The 18,132-nt window shown below is 62.6% G+C and carries 16 protein-coding genes and 1 riboswitch; of the genes, 7 read left to right on the top strand and 9 right to left on the bottom strand.

Annotation, left to right across the window (positions count from 1 at the left end):
• A partial coding sequence (locus BLR92_RS12245; RefSeq protein ID WP_139171597.1) for an FAD-binding oxidoreductase occupies positions 1–1,464 on the bottom strand: 1,464 nt, incomplete at its 3' end.
• A gap of 159 nt (positions 1,465–1,623) precedes the next feature.
• On the opposite strand from BLR92_RS12245, the gene crcB reads away from it, so the two are divergent.
• Positions 1,624–2,001 (top strand): fluoride efflux transporter CrcB, encoded by a 378-nt coding sequence (gene crcB, locus BLR92_RS12240; RefSeq protein ID WP_089728934.1) that lies wholly within the window; start codon positions 1,624–1,626, stop codon positions 1,999–2,001.
• Between the two features lie 79 nt (positions 2,002–2,080).
• A complete protein-coding gene (gene serS / locus BLR92_RS12235; RefSeq protein WP_089728932.1) occupies positions 2,081–3,358 on the top strand; it encodes a serine--tRNA ligase in 1,278 nt (425 codons plus the stop codon).
• A 227-nt stretch (positions 3,359–3,585) separates the two neighbouring features.
• On the opposite strand, the gene BLR92_RS12230 is transcribed toward serS, so the two are convergent.
• A complete protein-coding gene (locus BLR92_RS12230) occupies positions 3,586–4,374 on the bottom strand; it encodes an SIMPL domain-containing protein (RefSeq protein WP_089728930.1) in 789 nt (262 codons plus the stop codon).
• A gap of 117 nt (positions 4,375–4,491) precedes the next feature.
• Here BLR92_RS12230 and BLR92_RS12225 point away from each other — a divergent pair, with 117 nt between their 5' ends.
• The gene (locus BLR92_RS12225; RefSeq protein ID WP_089728928.1) at positions 4,492–5,403 is read left to right on the top strand and encodes a cobalamin-binding protein; all 912 of its coding nucleotides are present in this window, start codon (positions 4,492–4,494) and stop codon (positions 5,401–5,403) included.
• Here BLR92_RS12225 and cobO read toward each other — a convergent pair.
• The 6 genes from cobO to BLR92_RS12195 form a co-directional block, all read right to left on the bottom strand.
• Positions 5,397–5,996: a cob(I)yrinic acid a,c-diamide adenosyltransferase gene (cobO, locus tag BLR92_RS12220; protein ID WP_089728926.1), complete on the bottom strand. Its 600-nt coding sequence runs from the start codon at positions 5,994–5,996 to the stop codon at positions 5,397–5,399. The genes BLR92_RS12225 and cobO overlap by 7 nt on opposite strands.
• Before the next feature lie 49 nt (positions 5,997–6,045).
• The gene (locus BLR92_RS12215; RefSeq protein ID WP_089728924.1) at positions 6,046–6,339 is read right to left on the bottom strand and encodes a winged helix-turn-helix domain-containing protein; all 294 of its coding nucleotides are present in this window, start codon (positions 6,337–6,339) and stop codon (positions 6,046–6,048) included.
• Between the two features lie 35 nt (positions 6,340–6,374).
• A complete protein-coding gene (locus BLR92_RS12210; RefSeq protein WP_089728922.1) occupies positions 6,375–7,448 on the bottom strand; it encodes a PA0069 family radical SAM protein in 1,074 nt (357 codons plus the stop codon).
• Between the two features lie 112 nt (positions 7,449–7,560).
• The gene (locus tag BLR92_RS12205; RefSeq protein ID WP_089728920.1) at positions 7,561–9,366 is read right to left on the bottom strand and encodes a TonB-dependent receptor domain-containing protein; all 1,806 of its coding nucleotides are present in this window, start codon (positions 9,364–9,366) and stop codon (positions 7,561–7,563) included.
• Between the two features lie 145 nt (positions 9,367–9,511).
• A riboswitch (cobalamin riboswitch) is annotated at positions 9,512–9,717 on the bottom strand.
• Positions 9,718–9,757: 40 nt separating this feature from the next.
• Entirely contained in the window at positions 9,758–11,005 is a 1,248-nt protein-coding gene (locus tag BLR92_RS12200; RefSeq protein WP_089728918.1) for a NupC/NupG family nucleoside CNT transporter, read from the bottom strand.
• A gap of 127 nt (positions 11,006–11,132) precedes the next feature.
• Entirely contained in the window at positions 11,133–11,897 is a 765-nt protein-coding gene (locus BLR92_RS12195; RefSeq protein WP_245704196.1) for a glycerophosphodiester phosphodiesterase family protein, read from the bottom strand.
• A gap of 162 nt (positions 11,898–12,059) precedes the next feature.
• Here BLR92_RS12195 and BLR92_RS12190 point away from each other — a divergent pair, with 162 nt between their 5' ends.
• The 3 genes from BLR92_RS12190 to BLR92_RS12180 are packed head-to-tail and all read left to right on the top strand — an operon-like array spanning position 12,060 to position 13,926.
• Positions 12,060–12,635, top strand: coding sequence for a hypothetical protein (locus BLR92_RS12190; RefSeq protein WP_089728916.1), 576 nt, complete (start codon positions 12,060–12,062; stop codon positions 12,633–12,635).
• A 26-nt stretch (positions 12,636–12,661) separates the two neighbouring features.
• Positions 12,662–13,174 carry a GNAT family N-acetyltransferase gene (locus BLR92_RS12185; protein ID WP_089728914.1) on the top strand — a complete coding sequence of 171 codons (513 nt, stop codon included), beginning with the start codon at positions 12,662–12,664 and terminating at the stop codon, positions 13,172–13,174.
• 5 nt (positions 13,175–13,179) lie between these two features.
• Entirely contained in the window at positions 13,180–13,926 is a 747-nt protein-coding gene (locus BLR92_RS12180) for an SDR family oxidoreductase (protein ID WP_175488799.1), read from the top strand.
• Between the two features lie 23 nt (positions 13,927–13,949).
• On the opposite strand, the gene BLR92_RS12175 is transcribed toward BLR92_RS12180, so the two are convergent.
• A complete protein-coding gene (locus tag BLR92_RS12175) occupies positions 13,950–16,919 on the bottom strand; it encodes a LysM peptidoglycan-binding domain-containing protein (RefSeq protein WP_089728911.1) in 2,970 nt (989 codons plus the stop codon).
• Positions 16,920–17,147: 228 nt separating this feature from the next.
• Between BLR92_RS12175 and BLR92_RS12170 the strand changes: the two genes are divergently transcribed.
• Complete coding sequence (locus tag BLR92_RS12170) at positions 17,148–18,125, top strand: NADPH:quinone reductase (RefSeq protein WP_089728909.1); 978 nt, start codon at positions 17,148–17,150, stop codon at positions 18,123–18,125.
• Positions 18,126–18,132: the final 7 nt, after the last annotated feature.

Here is an 18,132-nt window from a genome sequence, read left to right as displayed (position 1 = left end):
TTCCTGCTCGGGGTCCTTCATGTCGATGGCCGGGCGCACATGCAATACGCCGGCATCGACGTGGCCGAACATGCCGTAATCGAGGCCCCGCGCATCCAGCGCGGCGCGGAACTCGGCGATGTAGTCGGCGAGATGCTCGGGCGGCACGGCGGTGTCTTCGACGAACGGGATCGGGCGCTTCTCGCCCTGGACGTTACCCAGCAGGCCCACGGCGCGCTTGCGCATGGCATAAACCTTGCCGACCTGCTCGCGGCCGCAGGCCAACGTATAGCCGAGGCGTTCGACCTGGGTATCCGCTGACAGGTGCCGGGTGAAGGCGTCGATTCGGGCGCTGAGCTCGTCCGGGTCATCGGCGTTGAATTCGATCAGGTTGATGCCACGTGCCGGCGTATCGCCTTGTGGAAAGAACGGCGACACGCTATCCCAGACGAAATCTTCCATCGCCAGCAGCAGGACCTTGTCGTCCACGGTCTCGATGGACGTAGGGCGCGGCGCCTGCGACTGGGTGGATAAGGGCGCCTGCGGCTGGGTGGATGGAGCGTCGCCGCCCATCAGCGCCTTGGCGTCGCGCAGCGCGTCCATGAAGCTCGCGTAGCGCACGTTGACCAGGGTCGTGTGTTGGGGAATCGGCAGGACGTTGAGCGTGGCCTCGCACACAAAGCCCAGTGAACCCTCGGCGCCGCACAGCACGCTGTTGAGGTCGAAGCGACCTTCCGCGTCCCTAAGGTGCGCCAGGTCGTAACCGGTCAGGCAGCGGTTGAGCTTGGGGAAACACGCCTCGATCTGCGCGCGCTGGGTGTCGATGATCTCGCGGGCGGTGCGATGGATGTCGCCGACGAGATCGTTGCGCTCACACAGCGCTTCCAGTTCTTCTTCGGCCAGCGGCTGGCTAGATAGACGCTCGCCGCCCAGCAATACCGTGTCGAGTTCGAGCACGTGATCGCGAGTCTTGCCATACTCGCAACTGCCCTGGCCGCTGGCATCGGTGGAGATCATGCCGCCGATGGTGGCGCGATTGGACGTCGACAGTTCCGGCGCGAAGAACAGCCCATGCGGCTTCAGGGCGGCATTCAACTGGTCCTTGACCACGCCCGCCTGCACACGCACGCGACGGTTCTCAACGTCGATATCGAGAATCCGGTTCATATGCCGGGAGACGTCGACCATCAGCCCGTCGGTCAGCGATTGGCCGTTGGTGCCGGTGCCGCCGCCGCGCGGCGCGAGCACCACCTCGTGGAATGCGTCGCGTGCCGCGAGGCGGGCGATGCGCACGATATCCTCGGCGTCGCGCGGATAGAGCACCGCCTGGGGCAAGCGCTGATAGATGGAATTATCGGTGGCCAGCACCGTGCGGTTGGCGTAGTCCGGGGCGATCTCCCCGGCGAAGCCTGACGCTTCAAGGGCTTCGATAAAGGCAAGATAGCGTTCATCGAGGCGTGAAAGAGGTTCCAGTCGTGCGATCATGAGTCTCGGATTATCAAGCGGATCGGTGCCTGACTACCTTAACCGAGTTGGCCATTGGGCGCACTGCGCCGATGCGACCCGCGTTTTCATCGACGTGGCCTGCGGGAGCGCTTTTCCCTACAATGAAGGCCGATTTTTCCGCTATTCGCGAATTTGCTCATGATGACATGGTTGGCCGTGGCGGTCGGTGGCGCCATTGGCGCGCTGGGGCGTTATGCGTTGGGTGGTTGGCTCACCTCGGTTCTGGGGCGCGGTTTCCCTTGGGGAACCTTCGGCGTCAATCTGCTCGGCTGTTGCCTGATTGGTGCGCTGTACGTCTGGCTGACGCAGGAGCTCAAGCTGGCGCCGATCTGGCAAGGGCTGCTGATAGCCGGCTTCACCGGTGCCTTCACCACATTCTCGACGTTCGCCCTGGAAGCGCTGACGTTGCTGGAGAATGGCCGGGCGATGATCGCTGCGCTCTACGTGGCCGCCAGCCTGGCGTTGGGAGTCGCCGGCGTGGCGGCGGGGATGAAGCTGGCGCGAATACTGCTCTAGGTTATGTCCGAAAATTGCCTGCGCTCGGTGACTTTTCGAACACAACATTATTGATTTTCTTTGTTAACGGATGGATCACATGCTCGATCCCAAACTGCTTCGTAGCGACCTCGCAACGGTCGCGCAACGCCTGGCCAAACGCGGCTTCACGCTGGATGTCGCTCAATTCGAGGGCCTGGAAGCTCGCCGCCGCGACCTGCAAACCGAGACCGAACAATTGCAAAACGAGCGCAACACGCGCTCCAAGGCCATCGGCCAGGCCAAGGCGGCGGGCGAGGACATCGAGCCGCTGATGGCCCAGGTCAGCAACTTGGGCGAGCGCCTGGACGCCGCCAAGGCGCAACTGGCAGAGGTTGCCGGCGAGCTGGAGTCGCTGACGGCGAGCCTGCCCAATCTGCCGCACGATAGCGTGCCCGAGGGTGGGGACGAAGACGACAATGTCGAACTGCATCGCTGGGGCACGCCGCGTACGTTCGATTTTGCCGTCAAGGATCACGTCGATCTCGGCGCCAAGCTGGGCTATCTCGATTTCGAGATGGCCGCCAAGCTGACCGGCTCGCGCTTCGCGGTGATGCGTGGGCCGATCGCTCGGCTGCATCGCGCGCTGACGCAGTTCATGCTCGACAAACAAACCCTCGAGCATGGCTACGAAGAATGCTATGTGCCTTACATGGTCAATCGCGATTCGCTGACCGGCACCGGCCAGTTGCCCAAGTTCGGCGAGGATCTGTTCAAGCTGGAAGGCGACAACGAGTACTACCTGATACCCACCGCCGAGGTACCGCTGACCAACTTCGCGCGCGATCACATCTTCGACGCCAAGCAGTTGCCGGTGCGCCTGACCGCACATACGCCGTGCTTTCGCAGCGAGGCCGGCGCCTACGGCAAGGACACTCGCGGCATGATTCGCCAGCATCAGTTCGACAAGGTCGAGATGGTGCAGATGGTTGCGCCCGAGACCAGCTACGCTGCGCTGGAAGAAATGCGCGGCCACGCCGAGGCGATTCTTCAGGCGCTGGGTCTGCCGTACCGCGTAGTGACGCTGTGTACCGGTGACATGGGTTTCGGCGCCGCCAAGACCTACGATCTCGAAGTCTGGCTGCCGAGCCAGCAGACCTATCGCGAGATATCCTCGGTCTCGAACTGCGAGGATTTCCAGGCGCGGCGCATGCAGGCGCGCTTTCGCGATCCGAATCACAAGAAACCGCAGCTATTGCATACCCTCAACGGCTCCGGCCTGGCGGTAGGGCGCTGCCTGCTGGCGGTACTCGAGAACTACCAGAACACCGATGGCTCGATCGGCGTGCCCGAGGCGTTGCAGCCATATATGGGTGGGGTCGAGACGATCAATACTTAAGAGGGAAGAGGGAAGAGGGAAGAGGGAAGAGGGAAGAGGGAAGAGGGAAGAGGGAAGAGGGAAGAGGGAAGAGGGAAGAGGGAAGAGGGAAGAGGGAAGAGGGAAGAGCCGAGAATGATTCTATTTGCCCTTGGTTTCCTTTGTTTTCTTCCAGGCGAGTAGCGCCGATCTTCCGTCTTCAAGGTGCGAAGCACCGTTCTTCCCTCTTCCAGCGGCGTTCTTCCAGCTTATGGCTTGATTTCCCAAGCCACGCTGACACTCGACTCGATGGTGATCTCGCCCGGGCGATATTCCGGCGTGGCCTTGCTCTCCATGGCATCGGCACGCATCGTCATCATCCGTGGCGCGTAAGGCATGGCGTTGATTTCCTGCACATTGAGGACCTGGCCCAGTTCGACGCCTAGCGTACTGGCCATCAACTGGGCCTTGTGGTGGGCTTTTTCCAGGGCGCGGGTCAGGGCCTTGTCGGTCGCGGCGCTACGATCCTTCAGATCATAGGTGATGCCATCGAGGGCGTTGACGCCGGCACGGGTCAGCGCGTCGAGAATGCTCGGTACCTGATCCAGGTCGTCGATGCGCAGGCTGATCGGCCGCTCGATCTGGGTGCGCACGAGCGTTTCACCGGGCTCATCCTCGCCGGCCGGTTGCTGCACGTAATCCGGACGCACGGTCAATGAGCCGGCAGTAATATCCTGGCTGTCCAGCCCGGCTTCTTCCAGGGTGCGAATCAGCTCTCCGGTACGCGCTTCCAGGCGTTTTCTGGCATCGGCCAGTGCCTGGGGATCGGTTTGGCTATCCTCGCTGCGAGCGATCGCGGGTGTGCGCTCCCATAAGCGAGCGTCGAGCGTGGCCATGTCCGGCGCTACCGAGATTTCGGCCTGGGCCTGAACCTGTATGCGATTGGGCTCGGGGGCGGGCGGATGGGCCTGCGCCTGAGCGATGGTTGCAAAGCCAAGCAAGCCACCCAGTAGCAGCGTATTGAGCAGCGTTTTAGCGGAACGGTCATTGCGTGTCATTAAAGTCTCCATACAATTAACGAACAATGTTTTCGAATGGCATGCTGTCATCGAGTCTGAATCGCTCCAAGGGTTCCGTTCGTGCATATTGTTTTCTTATTTCTTAATGAGTTTTTCATGTTCCAGAATAGGCCACACCCGATCATCGAGCGACGAGGGTCGCTGTGGTCGCTACTGCTAGCCGCAATCATGCTGGTGGTCCTGATGCCTGGCCAGATGGCCGTGGCAGCGCCGATCAGCGTCGTCGACGACAGCGGCAGGACCGTGACGCTGCAGGCGCCGGCCGAGCGCGTGGTGGCGCTGGCGCCACATGCGGTCGAGATGCTCTATGCCATCGGCGCTGGCGAGGCGCTGGTCGGTGCGATCGAGGGTAGCGATTACCCCGAAGCGGCCAAGGCGTTGCCGCGCGTGGGCAGTTATCGAGGCATCGCGCTCGAGGCGGTGCTGGCGCGCACGCCGGATCTGGTCGTGACCTGGGCTAGCGGCACGCCGCGAGCACTGGTCGAGCGCCTGAGTGCATTGGGGATTCCCGTCTATGCCAGCGAGCCGCGCCGCCTGGCACAGGTGGCGGAGAATCTTCGCGAATTGGGGCAGTTGACCGGCCAGGCCGAGGCGGGCAAAGCGCTAGCCAGCGACTTCACCTCACGCCTGGCCGTGCTGCGGCAAGAGCTCGAGAACCCGCCCCGCGTGTTCTATCAGTTGGGCGCCAACCCACTGACGACGTTGGCCGGTGGGCATATCGTCAGCGAGGTCATTCGGCATTGTGGCGGCGAGCCATTGTTCGCACAGAGTCCGGTTCTGGTGTCGCAGATCAGCCGCGAGGCGCTGCTCCAGGCCCGCCCCGAGGTGATCTTGAGTGCCAGTCATGACGACGCCTGGAAAGCCGACTGGCAGCGCTGGAAGCTATTGCCGGCGGTGCGGGAAGGGCGCCTGTATACCCTCGATCCCGATCTGATCAACCGACCGGGGCCGCGCATCATCGAGGCGGTGGAAGCCGTCTGCGCAGCACTGGCGTCGAACCCTCAATAATCGATTCCACGCCGCGCCTGCACGCCGTGATTGAAGGCATGGCGTACTTCCTGCATTTCGGTCACGGTGTCGGCCATGTCGATCAGTTCGCGATGCGCGTTGCGCCCGGTAACGATCACAGTCTGCTCCGCCGGGCGGTTCTGCAGGGCTTGCTTGACAGTGACGATGTCGAGATAGCCGAACTTGAGCATATAGGTGATTTCGTCGAGCACGACGAGATACACCGAGCTATCGGCCAGCATGCGTTTGGCTTCGTGCCACACCGCCAGGCAGGCGGCGGTGTCCGTGTCGCGATTCTGGGTGTCCCAGGTGAAGCCGGTGGCCATGATCTGCACGTCGAGATTGGCGTCGTCGATCAGCCGCTCGCGCTCGCCGCATTCCCATAACCCCTTTATGAACTGCACCACGCCGACCTTGTAGCCATAGCCCAGCGCGCGGGTCACGGTGCCCCAGGCGGCGGTGGTCTTGCCCTTGCCGTTACCGGTGAAGACCAGCAACAGGCCGCGTTGCTCCTGGGCCTTGGCGACTTTCTTGTCGACATGTGCCTTGAGCTTTTGCATCGATTGCTTGTGGCGGGTATCGCGATCGCTCATGGGACTCCTTGTGAAAGCGTTTCATTCAGTGAACGGATTCGAGCGTCTGTCAGGGGTAACCCAGCACATTCTTGATGCGCGGCAGGTTCGCCGTCACCCAGCGCTTGTCGATGGCGCCCCAGTCGCGAATCACATAATGGCCGATGTGATTGCGCGCGCCTGGCTGTTGCTCGAACTCGCAGACGATATCCAGCTCGGCCAACGCGCCGATGGTGTCCTGGGCGGTACGCCGGGGCATGCCGGTGGCCTCGATGAGAGCGGGCACGCTAGCGGTCCCGCTATCGATCAGGTGGGCGACGTAAAGCCGCCGGTAGAAACTGGTACGGGTCTTGCTGACGCTCATGGCACTGTCCTTCAAATCGCGATTTTCGCACCATGTTAACCGAACAGGTCGCCTTGGCGGTGGGGCGCCTTGAAGGCGCGGCAATCCAGGCCCATCTCGCTGCGCTGGTTCATGCCCAGCCGGCGGCTGGCCTGGCTGAAACGCTGGGCGAGCATGTCGGCGAACACACCCTGGCCGCGCATGCGATGGCCATAGCGCGAATCGTAATCTTCACCGCCGCGACACTGGCGGATCAAGCTCATCACCTTGCCGGCGCGCTCGGGATAGTAACTGTGCAGCCAATCCTCGAACAGCGGCGCGACCTCGTGAGGCAGGCGTAGCAGCATCCAGGCCGCGGTGCGGGCGCCAGCGTCATGGGCGGCATGCAGCAGGTCTTCCATCTCATGATCGTTGAGCCCTGGGATCATCGGCGATAGCAACGCGCCGACCGGCGTGCCGTCCGTGCTCAACTCGCGCATCACCTTGAGTCGTGCGCCGGGCGAGGCGGTGCGTGGTTCCAGTGTGCGCTTGAGATCGTTATCGAGGCTGGTCAGGCTGACGAAGACGCGCACCAGGCGTTGCTCGGCCATCGCCGCCAGTATTTCACGATCGCGTAGAATCAGCGCACTCTTGGTCACCAGGGTGACCGGGTGGCGACATTCCAGCAGCAGTTCGAGAATCCCGCGAGTGGTGCGGCGCTCGGCTTCCAGCGGTTGGTAGCAATCGGTGTTGCCGGAAAGGTTGATCGGGCGGCAGGTGTAACCCGGCTTGCAAAATTCCTCCTCCAAACGCTCGACGAGCCCGGTGCGAGCGATCAAGCGGGTTTCGAAATCGATGCCCGGCGACATGTCCCAGTAGGCATGGCTGGGCCTCGCATAGCAGTAGATGCAGCCGTGTTCGCAGCCGCGATAGGGGTTCAGCGAACGGTCGAAAGGCAAATCCGGCGAGCGATTCCACGACAGGGCGCTCTTGGACGGTTCATCGCGCACGCTGATGGCGAGTCGTTCGGGCACGGCTTCCTGCCACCAGCCATCGTCGATAGCCTCGCTGGTGGTCGGCGCGAAGCGATTGTGTGGATTGTAGGTGGCACCTCGGCCCTTGCGAGCTTTCGAGGGATGCTGAGTAGCCATGATAAAAGCTGCCTGGATACTGTATATAAAAACAGTATAGAGGCATTCGCGACGACTGCAAACGACAAACCGGCGTTTCCGCCGGCTTGACGTTTGTCGAACAGGGCATCGATCACAGCCGCAGGGTAATTCCGCCCTCCACGTAGCGATCCTGGGTGTTGTAGCCGTCGACCAGTTGGTACTGCCTGTCGAGGACGTTCTCGACCTTGGCCGAGAGTTCGATCGTCGACGTGACCTGCCAGGCGGCGCGCAGATCGAACACGCCGTAGCCGGCGACATGGCTGTCAGCGAAAGTCTGCACATCGATGTCACGACGATTCGAAGCGCTGCGCAGGGTAGCGCCAAATGACCAATCGGTGAGCACATAATCGGCATCGAGTCGGCCGAAGAGGCGCGCGCGGCGCTGGAGTCGTTCGTCGGTCTTGGCGTTCTCCGGCTCCTGATACGTCACGGCCGCGTTCAGGATCAATCTGCCGACTTCCCAGCCGCCGCTCAACTCGATGCCGCGTATGCGTGCTTCATCGACATTGACGGGGGTGAAGTTGGGACCGGTAAAACTGATCAGGTCGTCGACTCGGGTATCGAAAGCGGCCAGTTCGAGGCGCCAGTCCTGGTCTCGAAACCGCCAGAAAAGCTCGCTGGTTCGAGATTCTTCCGCATCGAGATTCGGGTTGGCGCCAAACGGGCCATAGAGTTCAAGCAGGCTAGGCGCCTTGTAGGCCGTGCCGTAACTGGCGCCGATTTCCTGACGCGAGCTGAGGGCGAAGGCGTAAGCCACACTGCCCGTAGTAAAGCCGCCAAAGGCATCGTCGTCATCGTGGCGCAGGCCAGCCGATAGATGATGGCGCGCGAAACGACCATGCCAATTGGCGAACATGCCCCAGTTGTCGCGGTTGTCCTGGCTATACGCTTGCGAGGAGTCCAGCGACTCGTCGCGGTAATCGATACCCAGGGCCGCGCCGCCATTGTCGGTGATAAAACGGTTGGTAATAGCCAGTTCGTTGCGTCGCGTCGATGTTTCGTCGGCAAAAACACCGTCGATAATGCGTTTGCGCGATTCGCGGGTCTGGGCGATAGCGATTTCGGCGTCCCAGTCGCTGCGCACGTGCGTGGTCAAGGCTGCCGACGCGATCTGCTGAGTGCCTTCGCCACGGCAGTCCTGGCTATAGGGAAATCCGCAATCGTCGAAATCATAGTCGATGGCCGAGCGCAGCAGCGAGACACGCAGATCGGCCTTGTCGGCGAAGGCATGGCGCAGGGCTATCTTGCCGGTGGACTGCTCGAAGCCATCGTCGTCACCACCATTGGCGCGTGCCGAGAACCCGTCGGTGCGCTCATGATCGATTAGCGCCGACAGGCTCGTGCCATTCTCCACCGAGGAGAACCAGCCGCTTTGCTGCCGAGTGTTCTGCTCGCCGCCGCGCAGGGTCAGCGTCGCCTGCTGGCCGGGTTCACCGGCTTGGCGGGTAATGATGTTGATGACCCCGCCGATGGCATCGGCGCCATAGGCGGCGGCACGTGGCCCCCGCACGATCTCGATGCGCTCGATGGCGGCCACCGGTAGAAACTCCCAATTGATCGTACCATCGGCAGCCGAGGCAATGCGCGCGCCATCGACCAGCACTAGCGCGTGGTCGGAGTTGGTGCCGCGCATGAACAAGCTGGTCAGGTTACCGCGTGTGCCATTGCGTGCCAGTTCGATCCCCGCCCGACCCTGCAACAGCTCGACGACGGAATCGGCCTGCAGGCGTTCGATTTCCTCGCGACCGATGACGGTGGTGCTGGCCAGCACATCGGCCTGGGATTGGGGGAGGCGATTGGCGGTGACCTGGATGTCGGCCAGACGCCGGTCGGCGTGAGCCTGCGTACTCGTCGCTAGCGCGATGGCCAGCAACAGGTGTTTTTTCTTGTGCAACATGGATTTTCCTCAAACGCGCCTTTGCTTAACGCGATGAGGAGGACAGAAGGTGACGACGTGCGTAGGTCGAGAGGGAGTACGCATGGGGCAGAGGCTGACGATCCGGTCTCGAGCCACGTCGCCACTGGCGAAGCCCTCCGCATCAGCCAGTGTAGAGATGCAGGCCGGTCTCCGGACTCACGCGCCAAGCACCGTTCAAAAGGCTCGAACAGTGCCCCATCGATGGCGCCTTCCCATCCCGAAGGACAGTGACTGGCTCACGAGCCGTGCCATCGACGAGCGCGATTACCGTTGCGGGGGCAGTGTGGGATTTTCACCCACTTCCCGAACACCTGTGTCTCGACGGGCGAGGATTCTGCGGGTGGGCGCGGGTCAAGTCAATCACGGTGCTCTACAACGACAGGAACAACCCGGCCAGCGCCGCGCTCATCAGGTTGGAGAGCGTGCCGGCGGCGACGGCCTTGATGCCCAGGCGGGCGATGTCGCTGCGCCGGTTGGGCGCCATTATCCCCAGCCCACCCATCAGAATGGCGATGGACGACAGGTTGGCGAAGCCACACAGCGCGAATACCACGATGGCCATGGCGTGCGGGCTCAGCGCATCCGGCTGGCTGGCGAGATCGGCGAAGGCGACGAATTCGTTGAGAATGATCTTCTCGCCGATGAAGCTGCCGGCGACCACGGCTTCTTCCCAGGGTACGCCGATCAAGAACGCCAATGGCGAGAAAAGGTAGCCGAGCAGCATCTCGAGGGTGATGTCGCCATAGCCGAACCAGCCGCCGATCCAGCCGAGCATGCCGTTGGCGAGTGCGATCAGCGCGATGAATGCCAGTAGCATGCCGCCGATATTGATCGCCAACTGAACGCCGGCAGAGGCACCCTCGGCCGCCGCCTCAATGACGTTGGCCGGCTTCTCGGTGGTGTCTGCCTCGATCGTCTCATCGACGCTCTGGGTGCGGGTTTCGGTCTCGGGGACGATCATCTTGGCCATCAGCAGCCCGCCCGGCGCGGCCATGAACGAGGCCGCCAGCAGGTACTCCAGCGGAATGCCCATGGCGGCGTAGCCGCCCAGCACGCTGCCCGCCACCGAAGCGAGGCCGCCAACCATCACCGCAAACAGCTCGGAACGCGTCATGCCGGCGATGAACGGCCGCACCACGATGGGTGCCTCGGTCTGGCCGACGAAGACGTTCGCCGCTGCCGAGAGCGACTCGGTGCGGCTGGTGCCCAGCAGCTTTTGCAGCGCACCGCCGAGAATATTGATGACCCAGCGCATGACGCCGATGTAGTAGAGGACCGCGATCAGCGATGAGAAGAACACCACGATCGGCAGCACGCGCAGCGCGAATACGAAGCCGCCACCATCGAAAAGCTCGAACATCCGGTCGCTGACCAACCCTCCGAACAGGAAGCTCATGCCGGCCTGGGCGCTGTCGATGACCGCCTGTACGCCGTTGCTCATGGCCAGCAGCAGTTGCTGGCCGAAGGGGATATACAGCACCAGCAAGGCCAGGCCGGCCTGGATGGCCAGGGCGCCGAGGACGGTGCGAAGACGAATGGCTCGGCGATTCTCCGACAACGCCAATGCCAGGAGCATCACGGTGACGACACCGATCACGCCCATGAGAGTCTGCTGCATGCTAGAACCTTCTGGTTTTGCGTTGTTGTGTGGCTCTCGATGGCCACACCTGCGTCCCTGCGAGAGCGGCAAGAGCAGCACGAAAGCGTGGCGGGCATGATACCGCAGCGGGCAGTCGGGGCAAACGCTAGTATGAAAGTCGTGGGACGCCGATCAGGTTAGCGGGGTCGTCGCTGATCGCGCTGTCCATGCCCCATTCGCGCAGCCGTGCAAACGCGGCTGGGTCGTTGACGGTGTAACAGAGCAGTTTGCAGGGGCTGGCGGCGATGGCGCAAGCCACATTGAGCGTCAGGCGGCGCCAGTCGACATGCAGGCTGTAGGCATCGAGACGTTGCGCCTCATCGAGCCAGCGACGTGGCGCTTTATCGTAGAGCATGCCCAGGCGCAGGCGCTTGGGATCGCTTTCCAGGCGACGCATGGCATCGAGCGCCGCGAGGCTGAACGACGATACGATCAACCGTTCACCAGGCAGCGCGGCCATCGCCCTGGGCACGGCGGCATCGACCAGTGCCTTGGCATCGCGGCCACGGCACAGCTTGATCTCGAGATTGAGGCCCATGCCCAGCTCATCGATCAATGCCAGCATGGCGTCCAGTGTCGCCATGCGCTCGCCGACGAAGTCACCCGAGAACCAGGCGCCGACATCGAGCCGGTGAGCGGCTTCGAGGCTCAGCCGTTGCAGCTTGCCGCGCCCCGAGGAGCAGCGTCGCAAGCCACTGTCGTGCCAGATGACCGGCGTACCGTCGCCGAGCAGTTGCACGTCGAGCTCGACCCAGCGGCAGCCGGCGGCGTGGGCGGCGCGCACCGCGGCCAGGGTGTTTTCCGGTGCGTGCGCCGATAGGCCGCGATGGGCGATGGTCGATGGCAGGTCGGGGAATGCGGCATCACTCACGGGGGCGAATCCTTTCAAGGCAACCGGAAGCTGAACATCGGCGAAGCCGTGAGTCTCGTCAAGTTTCGCTTGGGCTGGACTGGCATGCTTGCACAATGGGTGTCGATGGCGGCGATATGCTAGGCTTCGACGCCATTGCGATTGACGGTGATTGGAGAGTCGATGAAGGTCGTACATGTAAAGAACGAACGCCAGCGTGAGGCCTGCCTGGCGCGGCTATGTGCCGAAGTCTACGGTCACGAGGCCGGCATCGCGCCGCTGGTGACTTTTGCCGGCACCTTCGGGGTGTTGTTCCGCCAGGAGGCGGCTCGCGTGCTGGCATTGGTCGATGGTCAATCGCAGCCGGTGGCGCTGGCCCTGCTGGTGCTTGATGAACTCGGCGAGAGCATGGAAGTGGCACTGCTCACGGCGCTGGACAGCGAGCGTGTGAAGCAGCCCGCCCAGCGCCTGATCGAAGAACTGGCGCTCAAGGCGCCGCTGCGGGTCAATGCCACCGACGACGAGCAGGAGGCGATGTTCCGCGCTTGCGGTATCACGCGTTGGCTCGATGGCGCCGATGGCCAGCGTATCGGCCTGGGGCCCAAGCATAAGGAGGTGGACAGCGCGGACGGCCTGGCCAAGACCATGCGCTATGACGAGCGCGCGGTGGTGCAATCCTTCAAGCAGGACAAGACGCTCTTCGAAGATTACAAAAAACGCTTCGTGCGCGGGATTGAGTCGTTTCCGGCGACCCTCTAGAAGAATGGCGCGGTTGGGAGGCTACGATGGAAATCACGCTACGCCAAGCTAGCGCCGATGACGCGCCTGGGCTGGTCGGGATTTACAATCACTACGTCGTCGGTTCCATCGCCACCTTCGAGGAACGGCCCATCGCGGAAGCGGAAATGGCTGCGCGTCTGGCGAGCGTGCAGGCCGCCGATCTGCCCTGGTGGGTGGCCATCGACGAAGCCGGCGCTGTGTTGGGTTACGCTTACGCCACCCGCTGGAAGCCGCGCAGCGCTTACCGTCATTCGGTGGAAGTCACGGTTTATCTCGCCGATGGCATGCTTGGGCGTGGGCTAGGTAAACGCCTGGGCAGGGTGCTGCTGGAATCGCTGAGCGAGCGTAATATTCATGTGGCGCTTGCTGGCATCGCATTGCCCAACCCGGCGAGCGTGGCGCTGCATGAAGCGCTGGGCTTCGAAAAGGTCGCGCATTTACGCGATGTCGGGCGCAAGTTCGAGCGCTGGATCGATGTCGGCTATTGGCAGCGAGTCCTGCCATCGCAGTGGGAGTGAGTAAAGTGAAGAGGATCATGCTCATTACCGGCGGAAGTCGAGGCATCGGTGCCGCCACGGCAAGACTTGCCGCCCAGCGCGGTTACGCGGTGTGTATCAATTATCGCAGCGATCGCCAGGTCGCCGAGGCGTTGCTCGACGACATCCGCTCCGGCGGTGGCGAGGCCATTGCGATTGCTGCCGATGTCTCTCGCGAGGATGACGTAAAGCGCCTGTTCGCCGAGATGGATGAGCGGCTCGGCCCGGTGACGACGCTGGTCAATAATGCCGGCATTCTCGAGCAACAGATGCAAGTGGAACAGATGACCGCCGATCGGCTCGAAAGGGTGTTGGCGACCAACGTCATCGGGCCGTTTCTCTGCGCGCGGGAAGCCGTGACGAGAATGTCGACGCTTCATGGTGGCAATGGTGGTGCCATCGTCAACGTCTCGTCGGCTGCTTCGCGATTGGGCTCGGCGGGCGAATATGTCGACTACGCGGCATCCAAAGGCGCGCTGGATACCTTCACGATAGGCCTGGCGCAGGAAGTCGCCGAGCAGGGCATTCGCGTCAACGCGGTGCGTCCCGCCTTCATCGCCACCGACATGCACGCCAGTGGCGGCGAGCCGGATCGGATCGAACGCGTCAAGCACGGCGTACCGATGCGTCGCGGCGGCGAACCCCTGGAAGTCGCCAACGCCATCCTGTGGCTGCTTTCCGACGAAGCGAGCTACACCACCGGCGCGTTCATCGATATCGCCGGCGGCAAGTAGCGCCGGCTTATGCTATTCGTCCATCAGGCATAGGCCTGCGGCGACTCGATATCGAGCTGCGGCAGTATGGCATCGAGTTCGAACGCGGACCTGGGCGTCAGAGTGCCGCTTCTCGACTCGCCCAATGAGGGCGAAGCCAGTTCGAAGCCGTCGGCATGCTCATCGAACTGCGTGATATCGCCGTCGAATTTGTCGAGCGTGTTGTGCAGGTTGTCGCGCAGCGCGGTAAGCATGACCGGGCCATTCTCGTCGTCGGCAATAGCGTTGATCCACTCCACGGTGTCTTCGGGTTCTAGGCCATGCAGTTCGCCATAGCGCATCAGCAACGGTACTGCGCTATATCCCTCGCCGCTTTGGTCACTCAGCGCCTGCGCGGCTTCTTCATTGAAGCCGGCATGGCTCAGGAACTCGGCCGTGGTGGGAGTTTGAAAGCGGTTGTTGTGTTGCACGTTGCGAATACCATCCCAGGCGAACAACCCTAGGGTGGCCGCGGTGGCGACAGCGAAGCCGATCGGCCCGGCCAGGGATGAGGTGCCGAATACCGAGTAGCCGACGCCGCCAGCCACGGCGGCGTTGAGTCCTGCGCCGACGACATCGCCCCGGCTCAATCGTGCCAATGCGTCGACGCCTGCGAGCCCGGCGCCGAGAAGATGTACGAACTTACCGCCTAGCTTTAGGGCGTTGGTTGCCCCCGATCCCTCGGAAGGTTTGAGCAGCGAGTCGACAAGCTGCGCGCCATCGACACCCACGCGCGCCGAATCGAGCGCGACTTGCAGGGCGTTGCGTAACGATGGGGCTTCACCGTAGGCCTGAATGGCGTTGGCCAGACCGGAGCCGACGATAGCCATCGCGGAAGTCCTGAAGGCGCGATTGAAAGGTGTATCGCGGAAGATGGCGTCGATCTTGTCCAGCGTGTTGTTGAGATTGCGCGCCACATCGATGCTGTAGCGCTGTGGATCGAAATTGCTGTCGTGGGTTGGCACCAGGCCATGGAAAAGGTCGGAGATCTCGTTCAGATCACTCGAGGAAATACCCAGCAATGTCGCGAACTGAGGGTTGTTGTCGAGGGCTTCGTCCAGTTGCGCGTGGGCATCTTGCAGCGATGCGAGGTCGCTGGGGTCGATGTCCGCTGCCGGCAGGATCACGTTCTCGCGTAGGTAGGCGCCCGCCAGGTTCATGGCCAGCGGATTGTCGTCTCCGGTGATACCCAGCTCGGTGAAGGTTGCTATCAATTCATCGCCGGCTTCGCCACGGACCAGTTCGGGGCGCTCCTGCAGCGCTGTCGAAACCGCCAACTGCGAGTTACTGTCATCGAGCAGGCCATCGATTCGCGCCTGATGATCCGCACGCAGGTCGTCGGGCAGGCTTTGCAATTGCTGAATCTGTGTGAGCAGTTCGACGCCACTGTCGGCGAGCTGGCCCTGCAGCGTTTCTAATTGCGCCTGCCATTCGGGGTTCGCCTGCATATAGTCCGTGATCGCCGTTTCGAGCTGCTCTTCCGTCATCGCCGCGCCACCATTGACGGCCAGGAAGCTCAGTTCGTCGAGATGCGCGGCGTAGTCTTCGGCCTGGCCGGCGATGGCATGATCGCCGAACTGCTCGACCGCCGAGACGATCTGCTCGGTGAAATCGCCATGCATGCCGTCCAGCGTGGCTACCGCAAGGGCGTAGGCGGGAATGGCATCACCCTGGGAGACCGAGCTGAGTGTCGAGGCGCGCAGCGTATTCATGTCGAAAAGCGCGTGCTCGGCGAGCTGCTGTATCGCCGCATCGCCGGTTGGCGTCCCGGCAACGCGATCGAGCACGGTCATCAGCGTGGTCGTCCCTTGTGGGCCGATCGCATAGCCGGCGTAGCCATTGTCCATGAGCCGTTGCTGAGACTCTTCGATTCTCGGCACCATCGCATCGACGACTTCGGCGACAAGCTCGGGAGAGAGTCCTTCCGTCAGCGTGTCGAGGCGCTGCATCGTCTCGAGCATCGAGGCTGCGGGCCGCTCGCTGTCATCGATTTCGTCGTTGATGGGCTCGGCGGCCCAGTCGGCGGCATCGTCGATGATGGCCTGGGCCTCGCTGGAGCGATCCAGGGCATCCTGAACCCGCTCGGGAGCCTCGGCATATCCTGACTCGTATTGGCGTAAGGCCTCGGCGGGATCGTTCGCGGCTTCGGCATCGGCGATGATATCGGCGCCTGCGGCCTCGGCGATCGCTCGGGCCCCGCTCGAGCGATCCAGAGCCGCTTGCACGGCAGGCGGCGCCGCATCGTATTTATTCTCCAGCATCTCCAGAGCTTCGTCCGGGTCGTCCACGGCTTCGGCATCACTGATGATCTCACGGGCTTCCGCCTCGGCCTCCGGGCCGGCATGGCTGGTTTCCTCGAGTTCGATGCCCGTGGTTTTCGCCGCCTGCTCGATCGCCATTTGCGTCGGCCCGGCGTCCGTCCAATCGCGATCGTAAAAGCGCTGTAGCGCGGCCTGTCGTTCATCGGCGGGCAGCGATTCCAGATAGCTCGTAATGTCGGAAGACAGTTGCCCGATTTCCGCGTCGTAGTCGACCGCTGAGGGATCGTCGGCATATTCGAGCTCGTTGCCGCGCTCGCGCAGGCTGCGGGCGAAATCGTCTTCCGCTAGCGGTACGCCATCCGCGCCGCGCGCCGAGGTCGCGGCCTCTTGTGGTGAGATAGTGGGCACGAACACGACGTCGCCCGGATCGATGCTATTCGGGTTTGGCAGGTCTTCGCGCCGGTTGAGATCGAGGAGTTCGTCGAAGTCGACGTTGTGTTCCTCGGCGATCCGCGCGAGGCTATCGCCGTCTTCGACGATGAAAATGCGCTCTTCGGTTTCGTCCAGACGGCTCGAGCCACCGGCGTCGGAGCGTGCGTCGAGCGCACTCTCGATGGTTTGTTCGAAGCGCCGCTGCTGGGCCTCGCTCAAGGCCGTTACCAAGCCATCGTCTTGATAACGACGCAGTGCTTCCATATCGATCCGATATGCCATGATGGCTGCCGTCCTTAGCTGGAGATGTCGGACGATAGTGGAACGAACACATTTAACGACGATGTCGGCTATCTGACGTTTTGTTGAATCTTTTGTGATGGCCTTGCGCTTCGAGTTGCGCAAACCCAGTCGGCCGCGCGGGCGGCTATGGCTGAATGGGCTTGACCTGTCTTGCCAGCGGCGCTTGTATGGTGGGCTGGTCCCGTTAGCCGAATAAGGAATGTTGCCATGACCCAGCGTATCCAGTTTTCCCAGACCGGTGGACCCGAGGTGCTCGAGATGACCGATGTCACGCCCGCCGAGCCCAAGGCCGGCGAGGTGCGCGTCAAGAATCACGCCATCGGGCTGAACTTCATCGATATCTACTTTCGTACTGGCGTCTACCCGGCGCCTGGCCTGCCTTCCGGGTTGGGTACCGAGGGCGCCGGGGTGGTGGAGGCTCTCGGCGAGGGCGTGACGCACCTGAAGGAAGGCGATCGTGTCGCCTATGCCCAGGGCCCCTTGGGGGCGTATGCCGAGCAGCATGTGCTGCCCGCCGAGAAGGTAGTGAAACTGCCCGATGCCATCGCCTTCGAGACGGCGGCGGCGTGCATGCTCAAGGGGTTGACGGTGCAGTATCTGTTGCGTCAGACCTTTCGCGTGCAAAGCGGCGATACGATTCTCTTTCATGCCGCGGCCGGCGGCGTGGGCTCGATCGCCTGCCAGTGGGCGAGGGCGCTGGGCGTGAAGCTGATCGGTACGGTCGGCTCGCAGGAGAAGGCCGACCTGGCGATGAGTAACGGCGCCTGGAAAACCATCGACTACACCCGTGAGAACGTCGTCGAGCGGGTACGCGAACTGACCAACGGCGATGGGGTGCCGGTCGTCTACGATTCGGTGGGCAAGGATACCTGGGAAACCTCGCTGGACTGCCTGCGAAAGCGCGGCCTGATGGTCAGCTTCGGTAACTCATCGGGCTCGGTGGAAGGCGTGAATGTCGCCATTCTCAACCAGAAGGGTTCGCTCTACCTGACCCGACCGAGCCTCAATGGCTATGCCGACACTCGCGAGCGTTTCGAGCAAATGTGCAGTGAGCTGTTCACGATGCTGGAGAGCGGCAAGATCAAGGTCGATATCGCCCAGCGTTACCCGCTGGAAAAGGCCGGTGAAGCGCAGCAGGCGCTAGCCTCACGCAAGACGACCGGCTCCACGATTCTGTTGCCCTGAGTGGGCT

This window comes from Modicisalibacter muralis (assembly GCF_900102945.1).
Lineage (GTDB): Bacteria > Pseudomonadota > Gammaproteobacteria > Pseudomonadales > Halomonadaceae > Modicisalibacter > Modicisalibacter muralis.
The sequence above is the reverse complement of the archived record's forward strand: the minus strand, read 5'-3'. Positions and strand labels throughout refer to the sequence as shown.